This is a genomic window from Pseudocolwellia antarctica (assembly GCF_049933045.1).
Lineage (GTDB): Bacteria > Pseudomonadota > Gammaproteobacteria > Enterobacterales > Alteromonadaceae > Pseudocolwellia.
Window position 1 is genome coordinate 3,984,769 of the sequence record NZ_CP187926.1, and the last position, 17,818, is coordinate 4,002,586.

Sequence of the window (17,818 nt, forward strand, 5' to 3'; positions counted from 1 at the left end):
TTATTTTCCTTTAATCTAAAGCTTATTGAGATAAAGGATGTTTTTTATTATATTTTGTCTGCAACAGCTATTCTATTTCGACCGTTTTCTTTGGCAAAATAAAGTGCGGCATCGGCTTCTATCATTTGTTGTGTTAGGGTTTTTGTACTATTAAATACAACCCCAATACTCACACTATAATTGATTTCTGTGTCGGCATAACTTACTGCTGAACTGGCAACATTTTCACGAAATTGGTCTAGCTTTGTATATAACTCTTTTTTATCAGTACCTGATAATACAACACTAAATTCTTCTCCACCTAGGCGTGACAATAAGCCTGTACCTAAATGTTTTCTGAGGTAGAGAGCAAATACCTTAAGGATATGATCACCTGCATCATGCCCATGAACATCATTAACTTTTTTAAAGAAATCTATATCAAAAATGGCTACGCAATAAGTTGCTTTGTCTTTAATATATTGCTGTACACAAGGTTCTGCATTTGTAAAAAAAGCACGGCGATTAGGTAACTCTGTTAGATAATCAGTATTTGCAGCATGCTGAATTTTTTCAATATTATTGAGGTTATCTATATTTTGAGTAATACGACAATAGAATTCTTCAAGACAAAAAGGTTTACGTAAAAAGTCATCAGCACCATTCTTAATAAAACGCGCTGAATGTGTTCCGTTAATTGCACCCGAAATACCAATAATGGCAAGCTGTTCTCGACTGTATTTCTTACGAATCTCATTACATAATGTAATGCCGTCCATAACAGGCATTTCTAAATCAGTGATCACCAATTTAATATCGGAATTTTCTGCTAATACTTCTAAAGCTTCTTTACCTTGTGTGGCTGTATAAACAGTAAAGTTACGGCGCTTTAATAATTCAACAATGTAATTACGAGTCGATAAAGAATCATCAACAACCAAAATACCATAAATAGAGTTAGTTAATTGATATTCAAGAATGCGTTTTAGGTAAAGAAAAGCTTGGCTGTTTTCTTTTGGAATATAATCAATGACTGGCTGGCTGAGTATCTCTTGACGTGTTTCATCATCCATCATTCCAGTGAGAACAATGCTTGGAATACCTTTCGATATAACATATGGAATGGCTTCACCATTTTCTGCATCAGGTAAGCCATAATCCACGGTGGCGACAAAAAAGCTATTATCTTCTTCAACGATCTTTTTTACTGACTCTAAACTGGTCGCCAGTGTTACATCAAAATTAAGTGATTGAGCTATAGTTTCAATAATGCGCGCAATGGGTTTACTGTCTTCTATCACTAATAACTTTTTAGACATATATCAAACCTATCCCCAGATTAAATCGCTTGTAAATTCGCATAAGCTACAACGAGCCATTTACTGCCAACTTCAGCAAAGTTAACTTGTATACGACTTTGAGCACCTGAACCTTCATAATTAAGTACAACACCTTCACCAAACTTTGCGTGAGTAACCGACTGACCTAATGAAAACCCAGTGTTCGCGAATGTTTCTGTTGTAAATGTATTTGAAAATTTACCTGTACTTGCTGGTCGAGATACTTGATTTTGTAAACGTATTTCTTCAGTACATTCGTTTGGTAATTCTCTTAAAAAACGACTGGGTTTATGGTACTTCTCTTGACCATATAAACGTCGGCTTTCTGCGTGACATAAATATAACTTCTGCATAGCACGAGTCATACCAACGTAACATAAACGTCTTTCTTCTTCTAAACGACCTATCTCTTCAACCGATTGTTGAGAAGGAAACATGCCTTCTTCTAAACCTGCAATAAAGACTAATGGGAATTCTAGCCCTTTAGCTGAATGCATTGTCATCAACTGAACTGCTGACTCGTATTCATCTGCTTGCGATTCACCTGACTCAAGTGCAGCATGAGTTAAGAAAGAGGTTAACTTGGTTTGACCTTCTTCTAATTCAGGATCCATTTCAAACGTTTGGCAAGCCGTTACTAATTCATTTAAGTTTTCTATTCTTGCTTCTGCACGTTCACCTTTCTCGGCTTGATACATAGCTTTTAAGCCACTATTTTTAATAACAAAGTTAGCTTGTTGATCTAAGTTCAAATTACACGAATCATCTTCAAGCTGATTAATCAGTTCTACAAAATGTGTAATAACTTTTGCACTTCTACCTTTAAGCTCTTCATTGTTGATCATGTGCTGACAAGCTTGCCATAAGGTAACATTCAAGCTTCTCGCGGCATCTCGTATCAACGAAATACTTTGATTACCAATACCTCGTGTAGGCGTATTTATTATGCGTTCGAACGCAGCATCATCATCTCGATTATTAAGCAAACGCATGTAAGCTAAAGCATCTTTAATTTCTTGTCGTTCGAAGAAACGCTGACCACCGTAAATTCTGTAAGGTAGCCCACCTTGTAGCAAGGCTTCCTCAAGTAAACGTGATTGTGCGTTACTACGATATAAAATAGCGACATCGCTTAATGAACCACTTTTTTTTCTGCCAATCTTTAATTCGCCCAGCAATAAAGCGCGCTTCATCTATTTCGTTGAAGGCTGTGTAAATAGATATTTTTTCTCCAGACTCGTCTTGAGTCCAAAGATCTTTACCTAAACGATTATTGTTGTTTGAAATAAGTTTATTGGCTGCATTTAGAATATTAGCAGTAGATCGATAATTTTGCTCAAGCTTGATTGTTTGAGCGTTATCAAAATCTTTTAAGAAGCGTTCAATGTTTTCTATTTTAGCGCCACGCCAGCCATAAATAGACTGATCATCATCACCAACAATCATCACTTTGCTTGATGCTTTACCTAAAATATTTAACCAAGCATATTGAATGCTGTTGGTATCTTGAAATTCGTCCACCAGAATATGTTTAAAGCGTTGTTGGTAATGTTCTAACAATACGGGGTTATCTAACCAAAGCTCATGCGCTCTTAACAGCAGTTCGGCAAAATCTACTAAACCCGCTAAATTACACGCGTCTTGATAACCTTTATAAACTTTTACAAAAGTTTGCTCTGTTGGATCGTCGTAAACTTCGATGTGTTGAGGGCGGATGCCTTCATCTTTTTTACCGTTGATATACCATTGGAGTTGTTTGGGTGGATATCTTTTTTCATCAATATTAAGGGAGCGAACAATACGTTTAACTAATCTTAATTGATCGTCAGAATCTAATACTTGAAAGGTTTGCGGTAATTTAGCTTCTTGAAAATGCATGCGCAATAAACGATGCGCTAAGCCATGGAAAGTACCAATCCACATACCGTGAGTATTACCGCCAACTGTTTGCTCTACACGAGCACGCATTTCAGCTGCCGCTTTATTGGTAAATGTTACCGCTAAAACACTATGAGAAGAGGCGTTTTCAACCTGCATTAACCAAGCAATACGTTGTACAAGTACGCGTGTTTTCCCACTACCTGCTCCTGCAAGTACCAGCATATTTTGTAAGGGAGCAGCAACGACATCGCGTTGTTTTTCGTTTAACGAGTCGAGTAATTGAGAAACATCCATAGATAAGCCAAATTTTGATAAGTTTAAAAGATAAAAAGGTATGTTGGGCAGTTGTTATGTTAAGAATTGATATAACTCTTCAACATCCGATAATTCAATGTTAGGTAAAATAGACAAAGGTTGACCCACGTCATAACTTGATACCCAAGCAGTTTGGCAGCCAGCAAGAATTCCACCTAAAATGTCTGCTTTGCCACAGTCACCTACGTGTAATAATTCTTCAGGCTTTATTTTTAAATGTTTACAGGCGCTATTAAACATATCAGGACAAGGTTTGTGCTTATTTAATTTACCTGCAGACTGCCCGCCTGCATGATAAGTCGCACTAAAGTACTGTTTAAGTTTGATGGTTTCGGTATTAACATTACCATTACTGATAGCAATTAAAGGCCATTTTTTGGCAAGTGCGGCTAACAAACGGTGAATGTGTTCTGGCACAGTAAAATTACTTCGATGAAAGTTAAAATGCGCGACTGCTTTTTGTGCAGCTTGGCGAGCTTGAGTTTTAGATATACCTAAAGCAATCATACCCAAGTAATAAGTCTCGCTGCGTAAAGTGCCAACATCGTGCTTTAATTCAAGGTTAAATATCAGAGCTTTTTTCTTTATATTCAGCCCAAAATTCGATGTCGTATTCAACTTGTATATCAGTAGAGTTATCAAGTAATGCAGGCATCTCTTTTTTGAAATAAGCCAGCATCGCATCACTTGTTGTAACCATAATAGGATGATTGCTATAGAGCGTATCGTCTAAGTCAAAACTAATGGCTTTAAAAGGAGCTAATCGACGATAAACTTTCATTAGGCGCTTTTTGCTTTTAGTTGTTGGAGAAGAAGCTTGGCAATCAGCTTTCTAAACTGACTCAGTAACAAGGTGTCCATACGTGGATCAAAATGCTCAGCATCTTGGCTACTTATGGCTAAAAATCCTAATACGTTATTGTCATACTCTAACTTAACAAGCACAACTGAACCTTCAGTAACTTTAGAGAATACCATTTGCTGTTCACTTTGTTGTAAACGCCCAAAATAGTAATCATCATTTGTTAATCTGTTTTGAACTATGCCACCGCAATCGTTTTTAATTAAACTGTGGTGTTCAATATCTACAGGGTCTATTAACCATAGCTTTAAGCTTGATAATGACAACAGCTCAGTGATGGCTTGATATAAACAATCAAGTAGCTCACTCGCTGATGTGCAATCAAGTAAGCGTAAATACAAATCGCTGTATAACGAAAACAGCTGTTCATTGTTATTCGCAATAGACATTAACTGCGTAATTTCATCTTCTAACGCATGAACTTTTTGTCTTAGTTGTTGTTGTTGTCGCTCAACTAAAGAAACCGTGCCGCGTTGATGATCATTAAGACGTAAACTACTTAATAACTCTGGATGACGAGCGAATATTTCAGGATTATCTTGTAAATAACTTACTACGATATCGTCTGACAATATGAGCTCTGCAGATTGCATTAAGTTAGCCTCTGTTACGCCACTCGATTTATTGTTTGAACTGAATTCTGAACTCATATATGTATTTGTCCGTCAAAAACATGAACAGCATCACCTGTCATTTTTACTGGGTTACCTGGACCTTTCCAGAATATTTTCAGTTTACCACCAGGTAATTCAACGGTAACTTCTTTAGCCAATTTCTTTTGAATTTGACCTATAACGACTGCCGCACAAGCGCCGCTGCCACAAGCTAATGTTTCCGCTGCACCACGTTCATAAACACGTAGTTTTACATACTCAGGCGTAACCACTTCCATAAACCCTACGTTAACGCCTTCAGGAAAACGTTCGTGAGTAGCAAGGGCTTTACCTAATGTTTCTAGCGGTGCATCTGCAACGGAATCAACAGTAATAACACAATGAGGATTCCCCATAGAAACAGCGCCACATAATACCGTTTCTTCTTCACTACGCAGAATATAGGTGCCTTCAGTTTTTTGAGCGGTAAAAGGTATTTTATTTGGCTCAAACTGTGGAATAGGCATGGTCACGGTAATTTTTCCGTCACGCTCAACAAACAGCGTCATTTTACCTGACTGAGTAGAGACTTTAATTTTGTTTTTATTTGTTAAGCTTTTTAAGCGAACAAAACGTGCGAAACAACGGGCACCATTACCACACTGACCTACTTCACTGCCATCAGCATTATAAATGCGGTAGTGAAAGTCTAAATCTGGGTCATAAGGCGGCTCAACCACTAAAAGTTGATCGAAGCCTACGCCAAAATTACGATCGGCAAGGTGCTTTATTTGTTCGTTCGACAAATAAACATTTTGCGTAACGTTATCTAATACTAGAAAGTCGTTACCTAAACCGTGCATTTTTGAAAAATTTACAAGCATCTATTTCTTATTCTCGTGACTAATACTGTTTACGCTATAACTTATGGAAGCAAAGATTCGCCTTGCCAAAGTTGTTCTATTGTTTCACGTTTGCGGATCACATGAACGTCTGCGCCATCAACCATAATTTCAGCAACACGTGGTCTGCTGTTATAGTTTGAACTCATGGTAAAGCCATAAGCACCCGATGAACGTATCGCAAGTAAATCACCTGCTTCAATCGCTAGTTCACGTTTCTTACCTAAGAAATCACCTGTTTCACAAATTGGACCAACTATGTCGTAAACTTTGCTTGGTACATCTCTGTGTTCTACAGGAATAATCGCTTGCCATGCTTGATAAAGAGCAGGTCTAATTAAGTCATTCATTGCCGCATCTACAATCGCAAAGTTTAATTCTTCGTTTGATTTTAAGAACTCAACTTCAGTTACTAATATGCCAGCGTTAGCCATAATGGCGCGACCTGGTTCAAATATTAGTGTAATTTCACGACCTTCTAATTTATCAGCAATGGCTTTAGCATATTGTTCTGGGTGTGGTGGTTTTTCATCGTTGTAACAAACACCTAATCCACCGCCCACATCAATGTGTGACAAGTTAATATCTTTTTTCGCTAAGTTGTCTACTAGCATCAAAACACGGTCTAACGCATCAAGAAAAGGAGCAACTTCAGTAATTTGTGAGCCGATATGACAATCAACACCTTTTACTGCAATGTTTGGTAATGTTGATGCATAAACATAAAACTCTTCAGCATCATCAATATTAATACCAAATTTGTTATCTTTTAGGCCTGTAGAAATATACGGATGCGTACCTGCGTCTACGTCTGGATTTACACGTAAAGAAACAGGAGCAACAACATTTAAAGATTTCGCAACGTTTTGAATGCGATCAAGCTCACCACCAGATTCAACGTTAAAACAATAAATACCTTTATCAAGTGCGTAAGCTATTTCGTCTGATGTTTTACCCACACCAGAAAAAACAACTTTCTTCGGATCTCCACCTGCTTCTAAAACACGTGCTAATTCACCTTTCGATACAATATCGAAACCTGAACCTAAGCGCGCCATTACGTTTAATACCGCAATGTTACTGTTAGCTTTTACGGCATAACATACAATGTGTGGACGATCGCCAGCGGCGTTATCAAAAGCTTTCCAGTGTCTTTCAATGGTCGCTCTTGAATAAATATATAAAGGTGTACCATGTGCATTGGCAATGTCAGATACTTTGCTATCTTCAGCATATAAAGATGTATTTTTATGATTAAAAAAGTCCACCGCTTTTCCTACCTTTTACTAGTGCTAATATTTGAATTTGTTTGTTCTGTTGGGCTAAATCCTAATTTTTCAGAAGAGCTAGGATCAACATTTTCAGACGGAGTTTGATACAAAGGACCTTTTATGCCGCAACCTGTTATTGTTACCAAAGACACAACGAAAGCCAAAATAAATAAAATTTGTTTACACATATTTGATTAATTCGATTTTTTTCCCATGATAGACGTTTTATAATCAGATTGGTATAACGGCGATCTTAAATAATTTGCCAAATTAGGCATAAAGGACAATTAATGAACGATAGTGAATATAATATAGCAGCAGAAGATTTATTACTGGCTGTTGAAGAGGCCATTGAAGACTGTGGTTACGATATCGATTTCGAAGGTGTTGGCGGTTTATTAACCTTAACATTTAAAAATAGCACTAAAATCATCATTAATAAGCAAGCGCCTTTGAAGGAAATTTGGGTTGCTACTAAATTTAATGGTCATCACTTCCATTTTGAAAATGACCAATGGATAGATAAACGTGGTGGAGATGAATTCTGGCAATTCATTTCAAATGCAGTCAGTGTTCAAGCAGATGCTGAAATTACCTTACAAGCGTAATGTAATAAAATTAGGCAGCACAATTAGACAAAAAAAATTAGACAAAATAATCAGGCAATAAACTATGAGTAAAAACATCGTACGTATCGCGACTCGTAAGAGTGCTTTAGCCTTATGGCAAGCAGAATACGTAAAAGCACAACTTGAAAAACATCACGAAAACATTACGGTTGAACTCGTACCTATGACCACAAAAGGCGACATTATTTTAGATACGCCATTAGCTAAAGTAGGCGGTAAAGGGCTTTTTGTTAAAGAACTTGAAGTTGCCATGTTAGAAAATCGTGCTGATATTGCTGTGCATTCAATGAAAGATGTTCCAGTAGAATTTCCAGAAGGACTTGATTTAGAAGTTATCTGTCCGCGTGAAGATCCACGCGATGCTTTCGTTTCAAACACTATCGAGAACTTTGCGTCGTTACCACAAGGTGCTGTAGTCGGTACATCTAGCTTACGCAGACAATGCCAAATTAAAGCGTTACGACCAGATATACAAATTAGAGATTTACGTGGCAACGTAAACACGCGCTTGAAAAAACTTGATGCTGGCGAATACGACGCGATTATATTAGCGGCTGCAGGCTTAATTCGTTTAGAAATGCCAGAGCGTATTAAAGAATATATAGCACCAGAACTTATGTTACCTGCTAACGGACAAGGTGCTGTAGGTATTGAATGTCGAGTAGACGATGAAAACATTAAAGCGTTGATTGCTCCACTTGAATGTAAAGAAACACGTACTAGAGTACTCGCTGAAAGATCAATGAACAGAGCACTAGAAGGTGGCTGCCAAGTTCCTATTGGTAGTTATGCTGTTCTAGAAGAAAACGATTCATCAGTTGATGCTGAGCCTGTTATTTATTTACGTGGTTTAGTCGGTGCAATTGATGGCAGCACTATTTTGCATAGTGATATCCGTGGTCCTGTAAGTGAAGCTGAAGCATTAGGTAATAAACTCGCGCAGCAGTTACTTAGTTTAGGTGCAGATGTAATTTTGAAACAGGTATATGCCGAACAGTAATCTCAATGTTCTGATCACTCGCCCTGAAAATGAAGGGCGAAGATTAGCGACCAAGCTAAATACACTGGGTATGAACACTCAGTGTCAGCCCATGTTTGATTATCGAGTAAGTGATAGCCTGACTAAAAGTGGTTCGGTAAATCTTGCTCAACGTTTAGATAAAGTTAATCAGCCGATTGTTGTGTTTATTAGTGTTGCTGCGGTACTAAATGCTAACTCGGTAATCGACATCGCTTCTTGGCAGGCAAGTAAAGTGTTTGCTGTAGGTACTGCCACAGCAAAAGCTTTAAAAGCTTTGAATATCGACGCTATTTCTCCTGAAATTCAAACTAGCGAAGGCTTATTAGCATTGCCTGAACTGCAATCTATTGAAGGGCAAGACATTCTTATTGTAAGAGGAGATGGTGGTAGAGAGTATTTAGCTGACTCCCTCAAAGCAAAAAATGGAATTGTATACTATATTGAAGCTTATCAACGAATTTGGCGACAATTACCTAACAATATTCAACAACATTGGCGAAGTCATCGTATTAATTGTATGGTGATAACTAGTGACGCTATATTACAAAGCATAGTACAATTAATTAATCTATCAGATGAGTATTGGCAAACCGACTGCTATTGGGTGGTTGCAAGCGAACGAATAGCTCAAAATGCAAAAGCATTAGGTTTAAAGCGCGTTATAAATTCGAACGGCGCAAGTGATAATGCTATTACCAATGCGATAACATCTGATGTAACAATCAACATGGAATAAGATGATGACCGATAAGCCAACGACTAAAAATAGTGATAACTCAGCTGAAAAAGGCAATAGCATCACTAAATCAACTCAGAAGTCTGCCGAAAGCTCATCAACCAATAGTTCTCAAGCTAGCGTATCCGTTAATATGTCGAATAGTACTAACGCGATAAAAGATAATGCTGCTGAAAGTAAAACTGACAATAATAAAAACCTAGATGAAAAATCTAAGGCGGCGAAATCAAACGATAAAGCTGCACAAAAAACTGAAACCGCTAAGCCTTCAGTATCTCCTCAATCATCATCTTCTCAAAAAGTTAAACAAACTATGAAACCAGAACAAAAGAAAGACTCAAAACCAGAAATTAAAAAAGCAGTGAAACAAGAAGAAGTTAAAGAGCCTGAAAAGAAATCAAAAATATCTAAACTTGCCGTTTTATCATTGCTCATTGCCTTGCTTGCTATAGTCGGTGTTGTGTTACTTTATTTTTGGCATGTTCAGCAGCAAAATACCATTATTTCGCAACTGCAGCAGGTTAAAAGTGAAGCCACAAAAGGCAATCAATTAGCGCAACAAAGAATGCAAGAAAAGCTGCTAAGAACACTGCAAGATCAAGAGCAGAAGCTTGCGATGCAATTTTCTAATTCAGCCAATAATATGAAGCAAGAAACACAAGACAATATTGAGCAACTTAACTTAATGGTAGAAAAGTTCAGTCAAAACCAACCAACAGATTGGTTAGTTCATGAAGCTGAATACCTTGTTAGAGTTGCAGCTCGTACTTTATGGTTAGAAAAAGATACAACAGCAGCAATCGGTTTATTACAAGATGCCGATACGCGAATAGCTGAATTAAATGATCCAGAAATATTACCAATACGTCAGCTTATTTATCAAGATATTGAAGCGTTGCGATTAATGCCGAAATTAGAAACAGAACAAGTTATCTTGTCGTTAATGGCGTTGGGCGAACAAGTTCAATCATTACCTTTAGTTGCCTTAACGGTTGCTAAAGAAACTGAGAATGCTGACCGCTATACCTTATCTGAAGATGTATCCGACTGGCGTGAGAATATGGCTAAAACATGGGACAAATTATTACAAACATTTGTTGTTGTTCATAGCCGAGTAGGTGATTTAGAGCCTATCTTGCCAGCAGACCAACGTCAGCATTTAAAAGAAAACTTAAGCCTCAAACTACAAGTTGCACAATGGGCTGCAAGCAAAGGCAATCACACCCTGTTTGTTAAATCGTTAAACGATGCACAATTATGGCTAACTCAATATTTCGACTTGAATGATGAAAAGAATAAAGTCTTCATCAATTCAATTGAAAGCGTTAAAAATAAAGTGATTGTGGTTGAAGACGAACTTAAATTGGTTTCTTTAAAAGCCATAAGAAAAGCCCTTGAAGATAAGAAATCAACTCGACCGCCTGCGAAGCCGATAGAGAATAAAGCGCCTTTAGAAGAAAATAAAGAAGAGCCGCAAGCAGCAGAAGAAAGTCAAAGCATTGTTATACCAGAAGCTAATTCTGAAGTGATCCCTGAGGTAATGCCAGAAATTACGCCTGAAATTATTAAAGAAGAATTATCTGAACAAGCGCCAGAAATTAAAGAAGCTGAAATAAAGAAGCTTTCTGACAAGGTAGCTGACAAGAGCGAGGCAGCATAATGAAAAAATTGTTTGTTCTGCTCCTTGTCATATTTACCTTTGTTGCGGTTACGCCAATATTTTTTACTGAACCTGGTTATATTTCTATTGCCATGGGCGGTATGATTTATGAGCTAACGGTATATTCTGCTATCTTTTGGATTCTGTTTATATTTTTAGTTGTGGTGTTACTTTTTGTTATTTTCCGAGGTGGCTTCAGATTCAGCTTAGGTACTTGGAATAAATTAGCTTATGCAAGTAAACGTCGTGGTGTTAAAGATTTCGAAAAAGCCGTCGCTGCTTATATTCTTGAAGATTATGCTCAAGCGGAACACTTATTTGCTAAAAGCTCAGAACCCGCACAAAGAGAACGCATTGGTTATTTACTCGCTTCGTCAGCAGCATCTAAGCAATCGTTAAGCACAAATGCTAAGCATTACTTAAACTTACTTAGTGAAGTGGATAATAAGGCAAAGAACGTCAATATTGAGTCTTTGCTGGTTACAGTTAAATTATATATGCAGCAAGACGATAGAGAAAACGCACGCTTATTGATTGACGAAAACCATAAGCTTATCGGACACGATGCGCGCTTGTTAACCTTAAACATTGATCTACAAATTGCAGAGAAGCACTATTTAGCGGCTGCAGAATCTTTAGTGGCTGCGCGTAAGCAAAAAGCTATAACAGAGCAAACTATTCAACAATGGGAAGATGTTGTTTTTTATGGCGCTTTCAAGCAATTAGCGACAGAGAAAGATTCAGAAGAAATTTCACGTTACTGGAACAACTTATCAAGTAAAGTGAAGAAGCGTGAAGTGGTTGTAATGGCTTACTGTAAAGTATTGGCTGAAACTAATATTACAGCCCCATTAAGTAAAATATTACTGCCTGTTATTAAAAAAGGCGCGGACAAAGCATTCATTAAGAATATGAGAAGCTTACCGATAAGCCAACCTGACGAACTTATTATTGTTGTACAAAAGTACTTACAGAAAGACCCGCAGAATGCTGTGTGGTTAAGTTGTTTAGCACATTTAGCGGTATCGAGTAAGCAATGGGATATTGCAGAAAAAGCCTTTAACAGCTTAGTTAATTTAGATGAAAGCCAATACGACAATGTCGACTTATTGGCTTTTGCCCAAACATTACAGCAACGTGAGCAATTTGAAAAAGCTGTGCAGGTTTACGCTAAATTACATTAGTTAAATAGCAACGAATAACATTATCAAATAAAGCCAGTTATTATGCTGGCTTTATTTATGCCCTAAAGACAACCATCAAGGTAGCATCTTGTAGATAACATGATGCAAACAAGACATATGAACTTATCAATAGAATTTAAAAAACCTGAAATAAAAGCCTCTTACGACTGGCAGTTAACGCAAGAAATCAATGTAAGTAATGAAGCTGGCGAAGTTATCGCTAAAGCTGAAATTGAGCTTATAACCTTAAATAAACATCGTGATGCAGACAAAAGCTTTGAAATGTTAGATGAGCAAGAAGCTAGTGATTGGGAAATCCCATTAGGTGTTTATTTTAAGAAGCAGAACTTAATCGCAGAATATTGTGAAAAGCTTTTGGTTAAAGCAGATACTAATGCAAAAACTCATATCATGATTGAAGCTATCAGTGTTCAATCTCAATACAGAAAACAAGGTGTCGCTCAATATTTGTTGAATGAAATTGCGCAACATTACCCGAAAGCACAGTCGTTAAACTTAATGAGTATGGCGATGAATTTATTTGTTGATTTAGAATTTTGTAATGGTGAAGAAAACACGCAATATTACACAAATCTAGCTTTAGAGAATGAAGTGATAGCCAATGAAGAATTAAAGTCGTTCTTTACTGCGAGCGGCTTCATGGAAGTTGAAATAGATGCTAGCTTGTTAGCAGAGCCTTTACCGTACGATATTTTTGTTGCTAGCCCTGCAACTATCCAAGCAGCTGTTTCAGCGTAAAAGCTGCTCTGGTGTACCTACTCATAGACCTTGGAGGTTGATGAGTAGGTATTATATCAATAAGCTTAGGCTTATTTACTCGCCATCAAGAACTGCCATTGATCATTAAATTCGTCACTTGGCTTTTTAGTGAATCCCGATCTTACATATTGGCAAATTTTACCTTCAGCAAAAGCCACAATAATATTCGCTAAAGCTGCTTCATTAATGGTAAAGCTTTTACCTTCTCTTAATTTACGTTCTCTTAATACCTGTTTAAATTGAGATTCTAGTTTCTCAAAAAACTGATTAACGCGGGCGCGTAAACGTTCATTCTCACCCATTAATGCATCACCGCTTAGAATACGACACATACCAGGATTACGCTCAGCAAATACTAAGAGTACGTGTAAAATGTGGTGGCAACGTACCAAGGCTTCTTTATGATCTGAAAGAATAAGATTAATTCTTGAGAATGTAGACTCTTCAATAAAATCAATTAAGCCTTCGAACATTCTCGCTTTTGACGGAAAGTGACGATATAAAGCCGCTTCAGAAACACCTACTTCAGCAGCTAATTTGGCTGTAGTAATACGTTGTCCTGGGCTGGTTTCGAGCATACGAGCTAAACATTCTAGGATTTGTTGTTTACGATTTGGTTTTTGATTAGAGGGCATCAAAAAATTCTCATTATTATAATTATTAATGAGTGAATTCTAACGGTTTTATAGGGTGGCTTTCAAGGCATTTTATGGGGTATGAATTTATTTCACTTATGTAAATAATAAATACGCCAGTATATTTAAATCAATAATCCTGGCGTATGTGGTCACTTACTATTATAAAAAATAAACCGATGTGCTTTATGTATTATTTAGTCTGTTATTTTGAATATTTATTAGTGCGTTACTTAACGTACTTTTTAGCGATTTCTGCCACTAGAGATTTAGCTAATTCAGCTTTGCTTGTTAATGGTAAGTGTATTTCATCATGGGCACTAAATACCGTTAATGAATTATCATCACTGTTAAATCCTTGCCCAGCAATAGAAACATTATTCGCGCATATTAAATCTAAATTCTTACGTGCTAGTTTAGCTTTTGCATATTGTTCAACATCTTGCGTCTCTGCAGCAAAACCAACCGTGAAAGGTTTGTTTGTTAATGAAGCCACATCAGCCACAATATCAGGGTTTTTAACAAGCTCAATGGTCAGGTTATCATTGTCTGCGGTCTTCTTGATTTTATGATCAGCAACCTCTGCAACACGGTAATCAGCAACAGCAGCACAAGCAACAAATACATCAGCTTGTTCAGCCAGTGTTATTGCGTGTTGATGCATGTCTCTGGCGCTATCTACGTTAATCACTGCACAATCTTGTGGTGCAGAAATGTTTACGGGACCAGAAATAATAGTGACTTTCGCTCCAGCTTTTTGCGCTGCTTGAGCAATTGAATAACCCATTTTTCCAGAACTGTGATTAGAAATATATCTAACAGGATCAATCGCTTCACGTGTAGGACCAGCTGTGATCACCCAATGTTGACCCGCTAATACTTTAGTTGAACTGTCTTTTTTATAAAAATCACACGCGAGTTTTACTAAATCAGGCACATCAAGCATACGCCCTAAACCTACATCGCCACAGGCTTGTTCACCTGCTCCAGGACCCCAAAGAGTAATGTTGCGTGATTTTAAAATATTGATATTGGCTTGTGTAGCTTGTGCATGCCACATTTGCTGATTCATGGCTGGCGCAATCACTAAAGGTGCGTTGCTCGCTAAGCAAATAGTGGTAAGCAAATTGTTTGCTAGCCCATGTGTAATACGTGCAATAAGATCTGCAGTTGCTGGAGCGATAAGTATAAGGTCAGCCCATTTAGCTAACTCAATATGACCCATAGCGAGCTCAGCTTCGGTATTTAACAAACTATCTGACACTGCATTACCTGAAACGGCTTGAAGTGTTAATGGCGTAATGAAAGCTTTAGCGCCATCTGTCATTACAACGCGAATGTTAGCACCGTGCTCTTTTAAGCGACGTACAAGTTCAGGTGTTTTATAAGCGGCAATGCCACCACTTATACCGAGCACAATATTTTTGCCTTTTAGCATTCTTTACTACACATATTATTTAAAACAAAGGGGTTGTTAAGATAGCATTAATTGATAATATATTAAATTGTCAATATTGATTAAAATTTATGCAAGGAAGGCGGATATGTTAAAAGATTGGCCAAGCGTAGAAAGACCTAGAGAAAAGCTTCTCAACCAAGGAGCCGCTAGTTTAAGTGATGCTGAGTTACTCGCTATATTCTTGAGAACTGGCGTACAAGGTTGCAATGTTGTTGATCTAGCACGTAAGTTACTAACAAGCTTTGGTAGCATTTCAGCTATTTATAAAGCTTCAGAAACTGAATTTTGTTCCCGTAAAGGTTTAGGTTCAGCCAAGTATGCACAATTACAAGCTTGCTTAGAAATGTCGAAAAGGCATTTATCTGAACAACTTGAACAAGGTTATGAACTCACTTCCTCCCAAGCCACTAAAAATTACCTCATCAGTGAATTACGTAATGAAACCCGAGAAGTCTTCGCGGTTCTCTTTTTAAATAATCAGCATCAAGTGATCAAATTCGAACGTTTATTTTATGGCACTATCGATTCAGCTGCGGTGTACCCTCGCATTGTGGTTGAGCACGCATTAAAGCATCAAGCCGCTGCCGTAATTTTATCGCATAATCATCCATCAGGTATTGCTGAGTCTAGTAGAGCAGACAGGCAAATTACCGAACGCCTAGAGCAAGCTTTAGGTTTGATTGATGTTAGAGTGTTAGATCATATGATTATTGCAGGGCATCAATGTTATTCATTTGCCGAACATGGTGAGCTAAATAGTTAAGAGAGTTAACGTAATGTTGATAGCTTGTTAAATAACCAATTGGTAAAAAAATTACAGCCCTAAGTTTAGTTTAAAATGGTTGCAACTCAAGCCAATCACCGTTAATTTTATATAAAAATATGACAAGTTTAAGGAACTTTATATGTCTGAAGATAGGCAAATTGAAGAAGAAGATCGCCGTCAGTCATTCCGTTTAGATATGGAAAAAGAGCTAGTTGATATTGTATGGACTGACGCTAACGGTATTGAACATAATAAAAAGATAGTCTGTCTTGATTTTTCAAGAGGCGGCTTAAAACTTGATTGTGATCAGGCGATTGAAGTACAAACGCCAGCAAAAATTGTTTTTAAATCAGCTAATCCAAATAGCCAGAAGCTATATGGTCGAGTTATTCGCTGCCTTAAACAAGACAATGGTTGGTTTGAAATAGCTTTACGTTTGGATGAAAACACCAAGTAGTTAACGAAATAAATAAATCAAAAACTAAAACAATAATTATTTTTGTATCACTGACTCAGTGATCGTAGGAGAAATGGGTAATGATGATATTAGTAGGTGGCGAAAAAGGCGGTAGTGGTAAAAGCTGCCTTGCACAAAATTTAGCTGTATATTTTGCTAAAAAAGAAGAGGCTATTGTTTTAATGGTCGATTGTGATCCACAACGAACGACATCTGATTGGATTCAAGCTAGAAACACAGATCCTACCTTACCTTCGATAAACTGTATTCAGCTATATGGAAAAATCAGAAATGATTTACTAAGCTTAAACCAACATTATGATTACGTTATTGTTGATTGTGGTGGACAAGACAATTTGGCTTTGCGTGCTGCTATGTCTGTTGCTGATCATGTCATCATTCCATTAAGACCTAAACGTCGTGATTTGAAAACAGTACCGCACATGGAAGATATGCTCAGTACTTGTAAAATGGTTAATCCTAAAATGTTAGCTTCGTTCGTTATTACACAGTGTCCATCCTTACCTAATCAGGCGGGTCGTATTTTAGAAGCTAAGGAAGTGTGTAGCTCTTATGGTATTAACGTATTAAACGCCGTTACGTTTAACCGTAATGTGTATGACGATAGTGAAGAGAAAGGGTCTTCTGTTATAGAAATTGAACCTGATGGTAAAGCTGCCGCAGAAATGATTTCAATTGCCGAAGAGTTAATAGCAATGAAACCGGACAACTCCCATGAGTTTAAGTGATCTTAAAAAATCTAAAGACGGTAATAACAAAAGAAAAAAATTTACTGTAGATGAGTTTATCTCTGACGCAGAAAATTATGCTAAAGGCGCGCCTGAAATTGTTAGTAGTAATATTAACAACCAGTTAAATTTGACTCAGGCTATTCTCGCGGCAAAGCAATATGTTGCTGATAAAAAAGCGAGCAAAGATCACGAATCAAAAAATAACATCAAAAAAGCCTTTCGACATGCCACTTTTACTCTGAGTGAAGAAGCGATAGATCAGCTATCAGATCTTGCCATCGAAACTAAATTAGCTAAATCACATATTTTACGGATTTTAATTGATGAATTATGTAATAAAGATCAGCAAGAGAAATTACATAAACTATTAGGATCTAAAATAGACTAATCGAGACTAACTTTTACACGATAAGTGAGTAAATAAAGTGTAAACTATGTTTTTTTACTAACAATTAACCGCTTATTCGCCTCTTAACCTATTGAAATACAATAAATATCAATACTATTTCACTAGGATCTTTATTAAGACTAGTAATCGTTTTTCAGTTTCTCTATAATATGCCACCTTTTTCAGGATCCCGAGGCGACGGTCTTGG

The 17,818-nt window shown here is 37.2% G+C and carries 19 protein-coding genes and 1 pseudogene; 10 read left to right on the plus strand and 10 right to left on the minus strand.

Annotated elements, in window-relative coordinates:
* Window positions 1-47: 47 nt before the first annotated feature.
* From ACPUVN_RS17285 to lptM, 8 genes and pseudogenes are all read right to left on the minus strand, one after another.
* Window positions 48-1,298, minus strand: coding sequence for a diguanylate cyclase (locus ACPUVN_RS17285; protein ID WP_426369526.1), 1,251 nt, complete (start codon window positions 1,296-1,298; stop codon window positions 48-50).
* Window positions 1,299-1,318: 20 nt separating this feature from the next.
* A pseudogene (gene uvrD, locus ACPUVN_RS17290) lies at window positions 1,319-3,494 on the minus strand (DNA helicase II).
* 54 nt (window positions 3,495-3,548) lie between these two features.
* On the minus strand, window positions 3,549-4,022 hold the full coding sequence (locus ACPUVN_RS17295; RefSeq protein ID WP_426370582.1) for an HAD-IA family hydrolase: 474 nt from the start codon (window positions 4,020-4,022) through the stop codon (window positions 3,549-3,551).
* Window positions 4,023-4,077: 55 nt separating this feature from the next.
* Complete coding sequence (locus tag ACPUVN_RS17300; RefSeq protein ID WP_426369527.1) at window positions 4,078-4,296, minus strand: hypothetical protein; 219 nt, start codon at window positions 4,294-4,296, stop codon at window positions 4,078-4,080.
* Entirely contained in the window at window positions 4,296-5,027 is a 732-nt protein-coding gene (locus tag ACPUVN_RS17305; protein ID WP_426359066.1) for a DUF484 family protein, read from the minus strand. The genes ACPUVN_RS17300 and ACPUVN_RS17305 overlap by 1 nt, the downstream gene beginning before the upstream one ends.
* On the minus strand, window positions 5,024-5,854 hold the full coding sequence (dapF, locus tag ACPUVN_RS17310; protein ID WP_426359065.1) for a diaminopimelate epimerase: 831 nt from the start codon (window positions 5,852-5,854) through the stop codon (window positions 5,024-5,026). The genes ACPUVN_RS17305 and dapF overlap by 4 nt, the downstream gene beginning before the upstream one ends.
* A gap of 41 nt (window positions 5,855-5,895) precedes the next feature.
* Complete coding sequence (gene lysA, locus ACPUVN_RS17315; protein WP_426359064.1) at window positions 5,896-7,140, minus strand: diaminopimelate decarboxylase; 1,245 nt, start codon at window positions 7,138-7,140, stop codon at window positions 5,896-5,898.
* Window positions 7,141-7,148: 8 nt separating this feature from the next.
* A complete protein-coding gene (gene lptM, locus ACPUVN_RS17320; protein WP_426359063.1) occupies window positions 7,149-7,331 on the minus strand; it encodes an LPS translocon maturation chaperone LptM in 183 nt (60 codons plus the stop codon).
* Window positions 7,332-7,433: 102 nt separating this feature from the next.
* Here lptM and cyaY point away from each other — a divergent pair, with 102 nt between their 5' ends.
* From cyaY to ACPUVN_RS17350, 6 genes are all read left to right on the plus strand, one after another.
* Complete coding sequence (gene cyaY / locus ACPUVN_RS17325) at window positions 7,434-7,751, plus strand: iron donor protein CyaY (protein WP_426359062.1); 318 nt, start codon at window positions 7,434-7,436, stop codon at window positions 7,749-7,751.
* Between the two features lie 64 nt (window positions 7,752-7,815).
* Window positions 7,816-8,772, plus strand: a complete 957-nt coding sequence (gene hemC / locus ACPUVN_RS17330; RefSeq protein ID WP_426369528.1) for a hydroxymethylbilane synthase — start codon at window positions 7,816-7,818, stop codon at window positions 8,770-8,772.
* Window positions 8,759-9,529 (plus strand): uroporphyrinogen-III synthase, encoded by a 771-nt coding sequence (locus ACPUVN_RS17335; protein WP_426369529.1) that lies wholly within the window; start codon window positions 8,759-8,761, stop codon window positions 9,527-9,529. The genes hemC and ACPUVN_RS17335 overlap by 14 nt, the downstream gene beginning before the upstream one ends.
* A 1-nt stretch (window position 9,530) precedes the next feature.
* Complete coding sequence (locus tag ACPUVN_RS17340; protein WP_426369530.1) at window positions 9,531-11,189, plus strand: uroporphyrinogen-III C-methyltransferase; 1,659 nt, start codon at window positions 9,531-9,533, stop codon at window positions 11,187-11,189.
* A complete protein-coding gene (locus tag ACPUVN_RS17345) occupies window positions 11,189-12,373 on the plus strand; it encodes a heme biosynthesis HemY N-terminal domain-containing protein (protein ID WP_426359058.1) in 1,185 nt (394 codons plus the stop codon). The genes ACPUVN_RS17340 and ACPUVN_RS17345 overlap by 1 nt, the downstream gene beginning before the upstream one ends.
* A gap of 99 nt (window positions 12,374-12,472) precedes the next feature.
* Window positions 12,473-13,132, plus strand: a complete 660-nt coding sequence (locus tag ACPUVN_RS17350) for a hypothetical protein (protein ID WP_426369531.1) — start codon at window positions 12,473-12,475, stop codon at window positions 13,130-13,132.
* Window positions 13,133-13,203: 71 nt separating this feature from the next.
* Here ACPUVN_RS17350 and slmA read toward each other — a convergent pair whose 3' ends face one another.
* Both slmA and coaBC read right to left on the minus strand, forming a co-directional pair.
* Window positions 13,204-13,788: a nucleoid occlusion factor SlmA gene (slmA, locus tag ACPUVN_RS17355; RefSeq protein ID WP_426359056.1), complete on the minus strand. Its 585-nt coding sequence runs from the start codon at window positions 13,786-13,788 to the stop codon at window positions 13,204-13,206.
* A 229-nt stretch (window positions 13,789-14,017) separates the two neighbouring features.
* Window positions 14,018-15,226, minus strand: a complete 1,209-nt coding sequence (coaBC, locus tag ACPUVN_RS17360; RefSeq protein ID WP_426369532.1) for a bifunctional phosphopantothenoylcysteine decarboxylase/phosphopantothenate--cysteine ligase CoaBC — start codon at window positions 15,224-15,226, stop codon at window positions 14,018-14,020.
* A 106-nt stretch (window positions 15,227-15,332) separates the two neighbouring features.
* Between coaBC and radC the strand changes: the two genes are divergently transcribed.
* From radC to ACPUVN_RS17380, 4 genes are all read left to right on the plus strand, one after another.
* Window positions 15,333-16,010: a RadC family protein gene (gene radC / locus ACPUVN_RS17365; protein ID WP_426359054.1), complete on the plus strand. Its 678-nt coding sequence runs from the start codon at window positions 15,333-15,335 to the stop codon at window positions 16,008-16,010.
* 142 nt (window positions 16,011-16,152) lie between these two features.
* Window positions 16,153-16,470, plus strand: a complete 318-nt coding sequence (locus ACPUVN_RS17370; protein WP_426359053.1) for a PilZ domain-containing protein — start codon at window positions 16,153-16,155, stop codon at window positions 16,468-16,470.
* A gap of 80 nt (window positions 16,471-16,550) precedes the next feature.
* The gene (locus ACPUVN_RS17375; RefSeq protein ID WP_426359052.1) at window positions 16,551-17,219 is read left to right on the plus strand and encodes an AAA family ATPase; all 669 of its coding nucleotides are present in this window, start codon (window positions 16,551-16,553) and stop codon (window positions 17,217-17,219) included.
* Complete coding sequence (locus ACPUVN_RS17380; protein ID WP_426359051.1) at window positions 17,206-17,610, plus strand: hypothetical protein; 405 nt, start codon at window positions 17,206-17,208, stop codon at window positions 17,608-17,610. Before ACPUVN_RS17375 ends, ACPUVN_RS17380 begins: the two co-directional genes overlap by 14 nt.
* Window positions 17,611-17,818 lie beyond the last annotated feature (208 nt).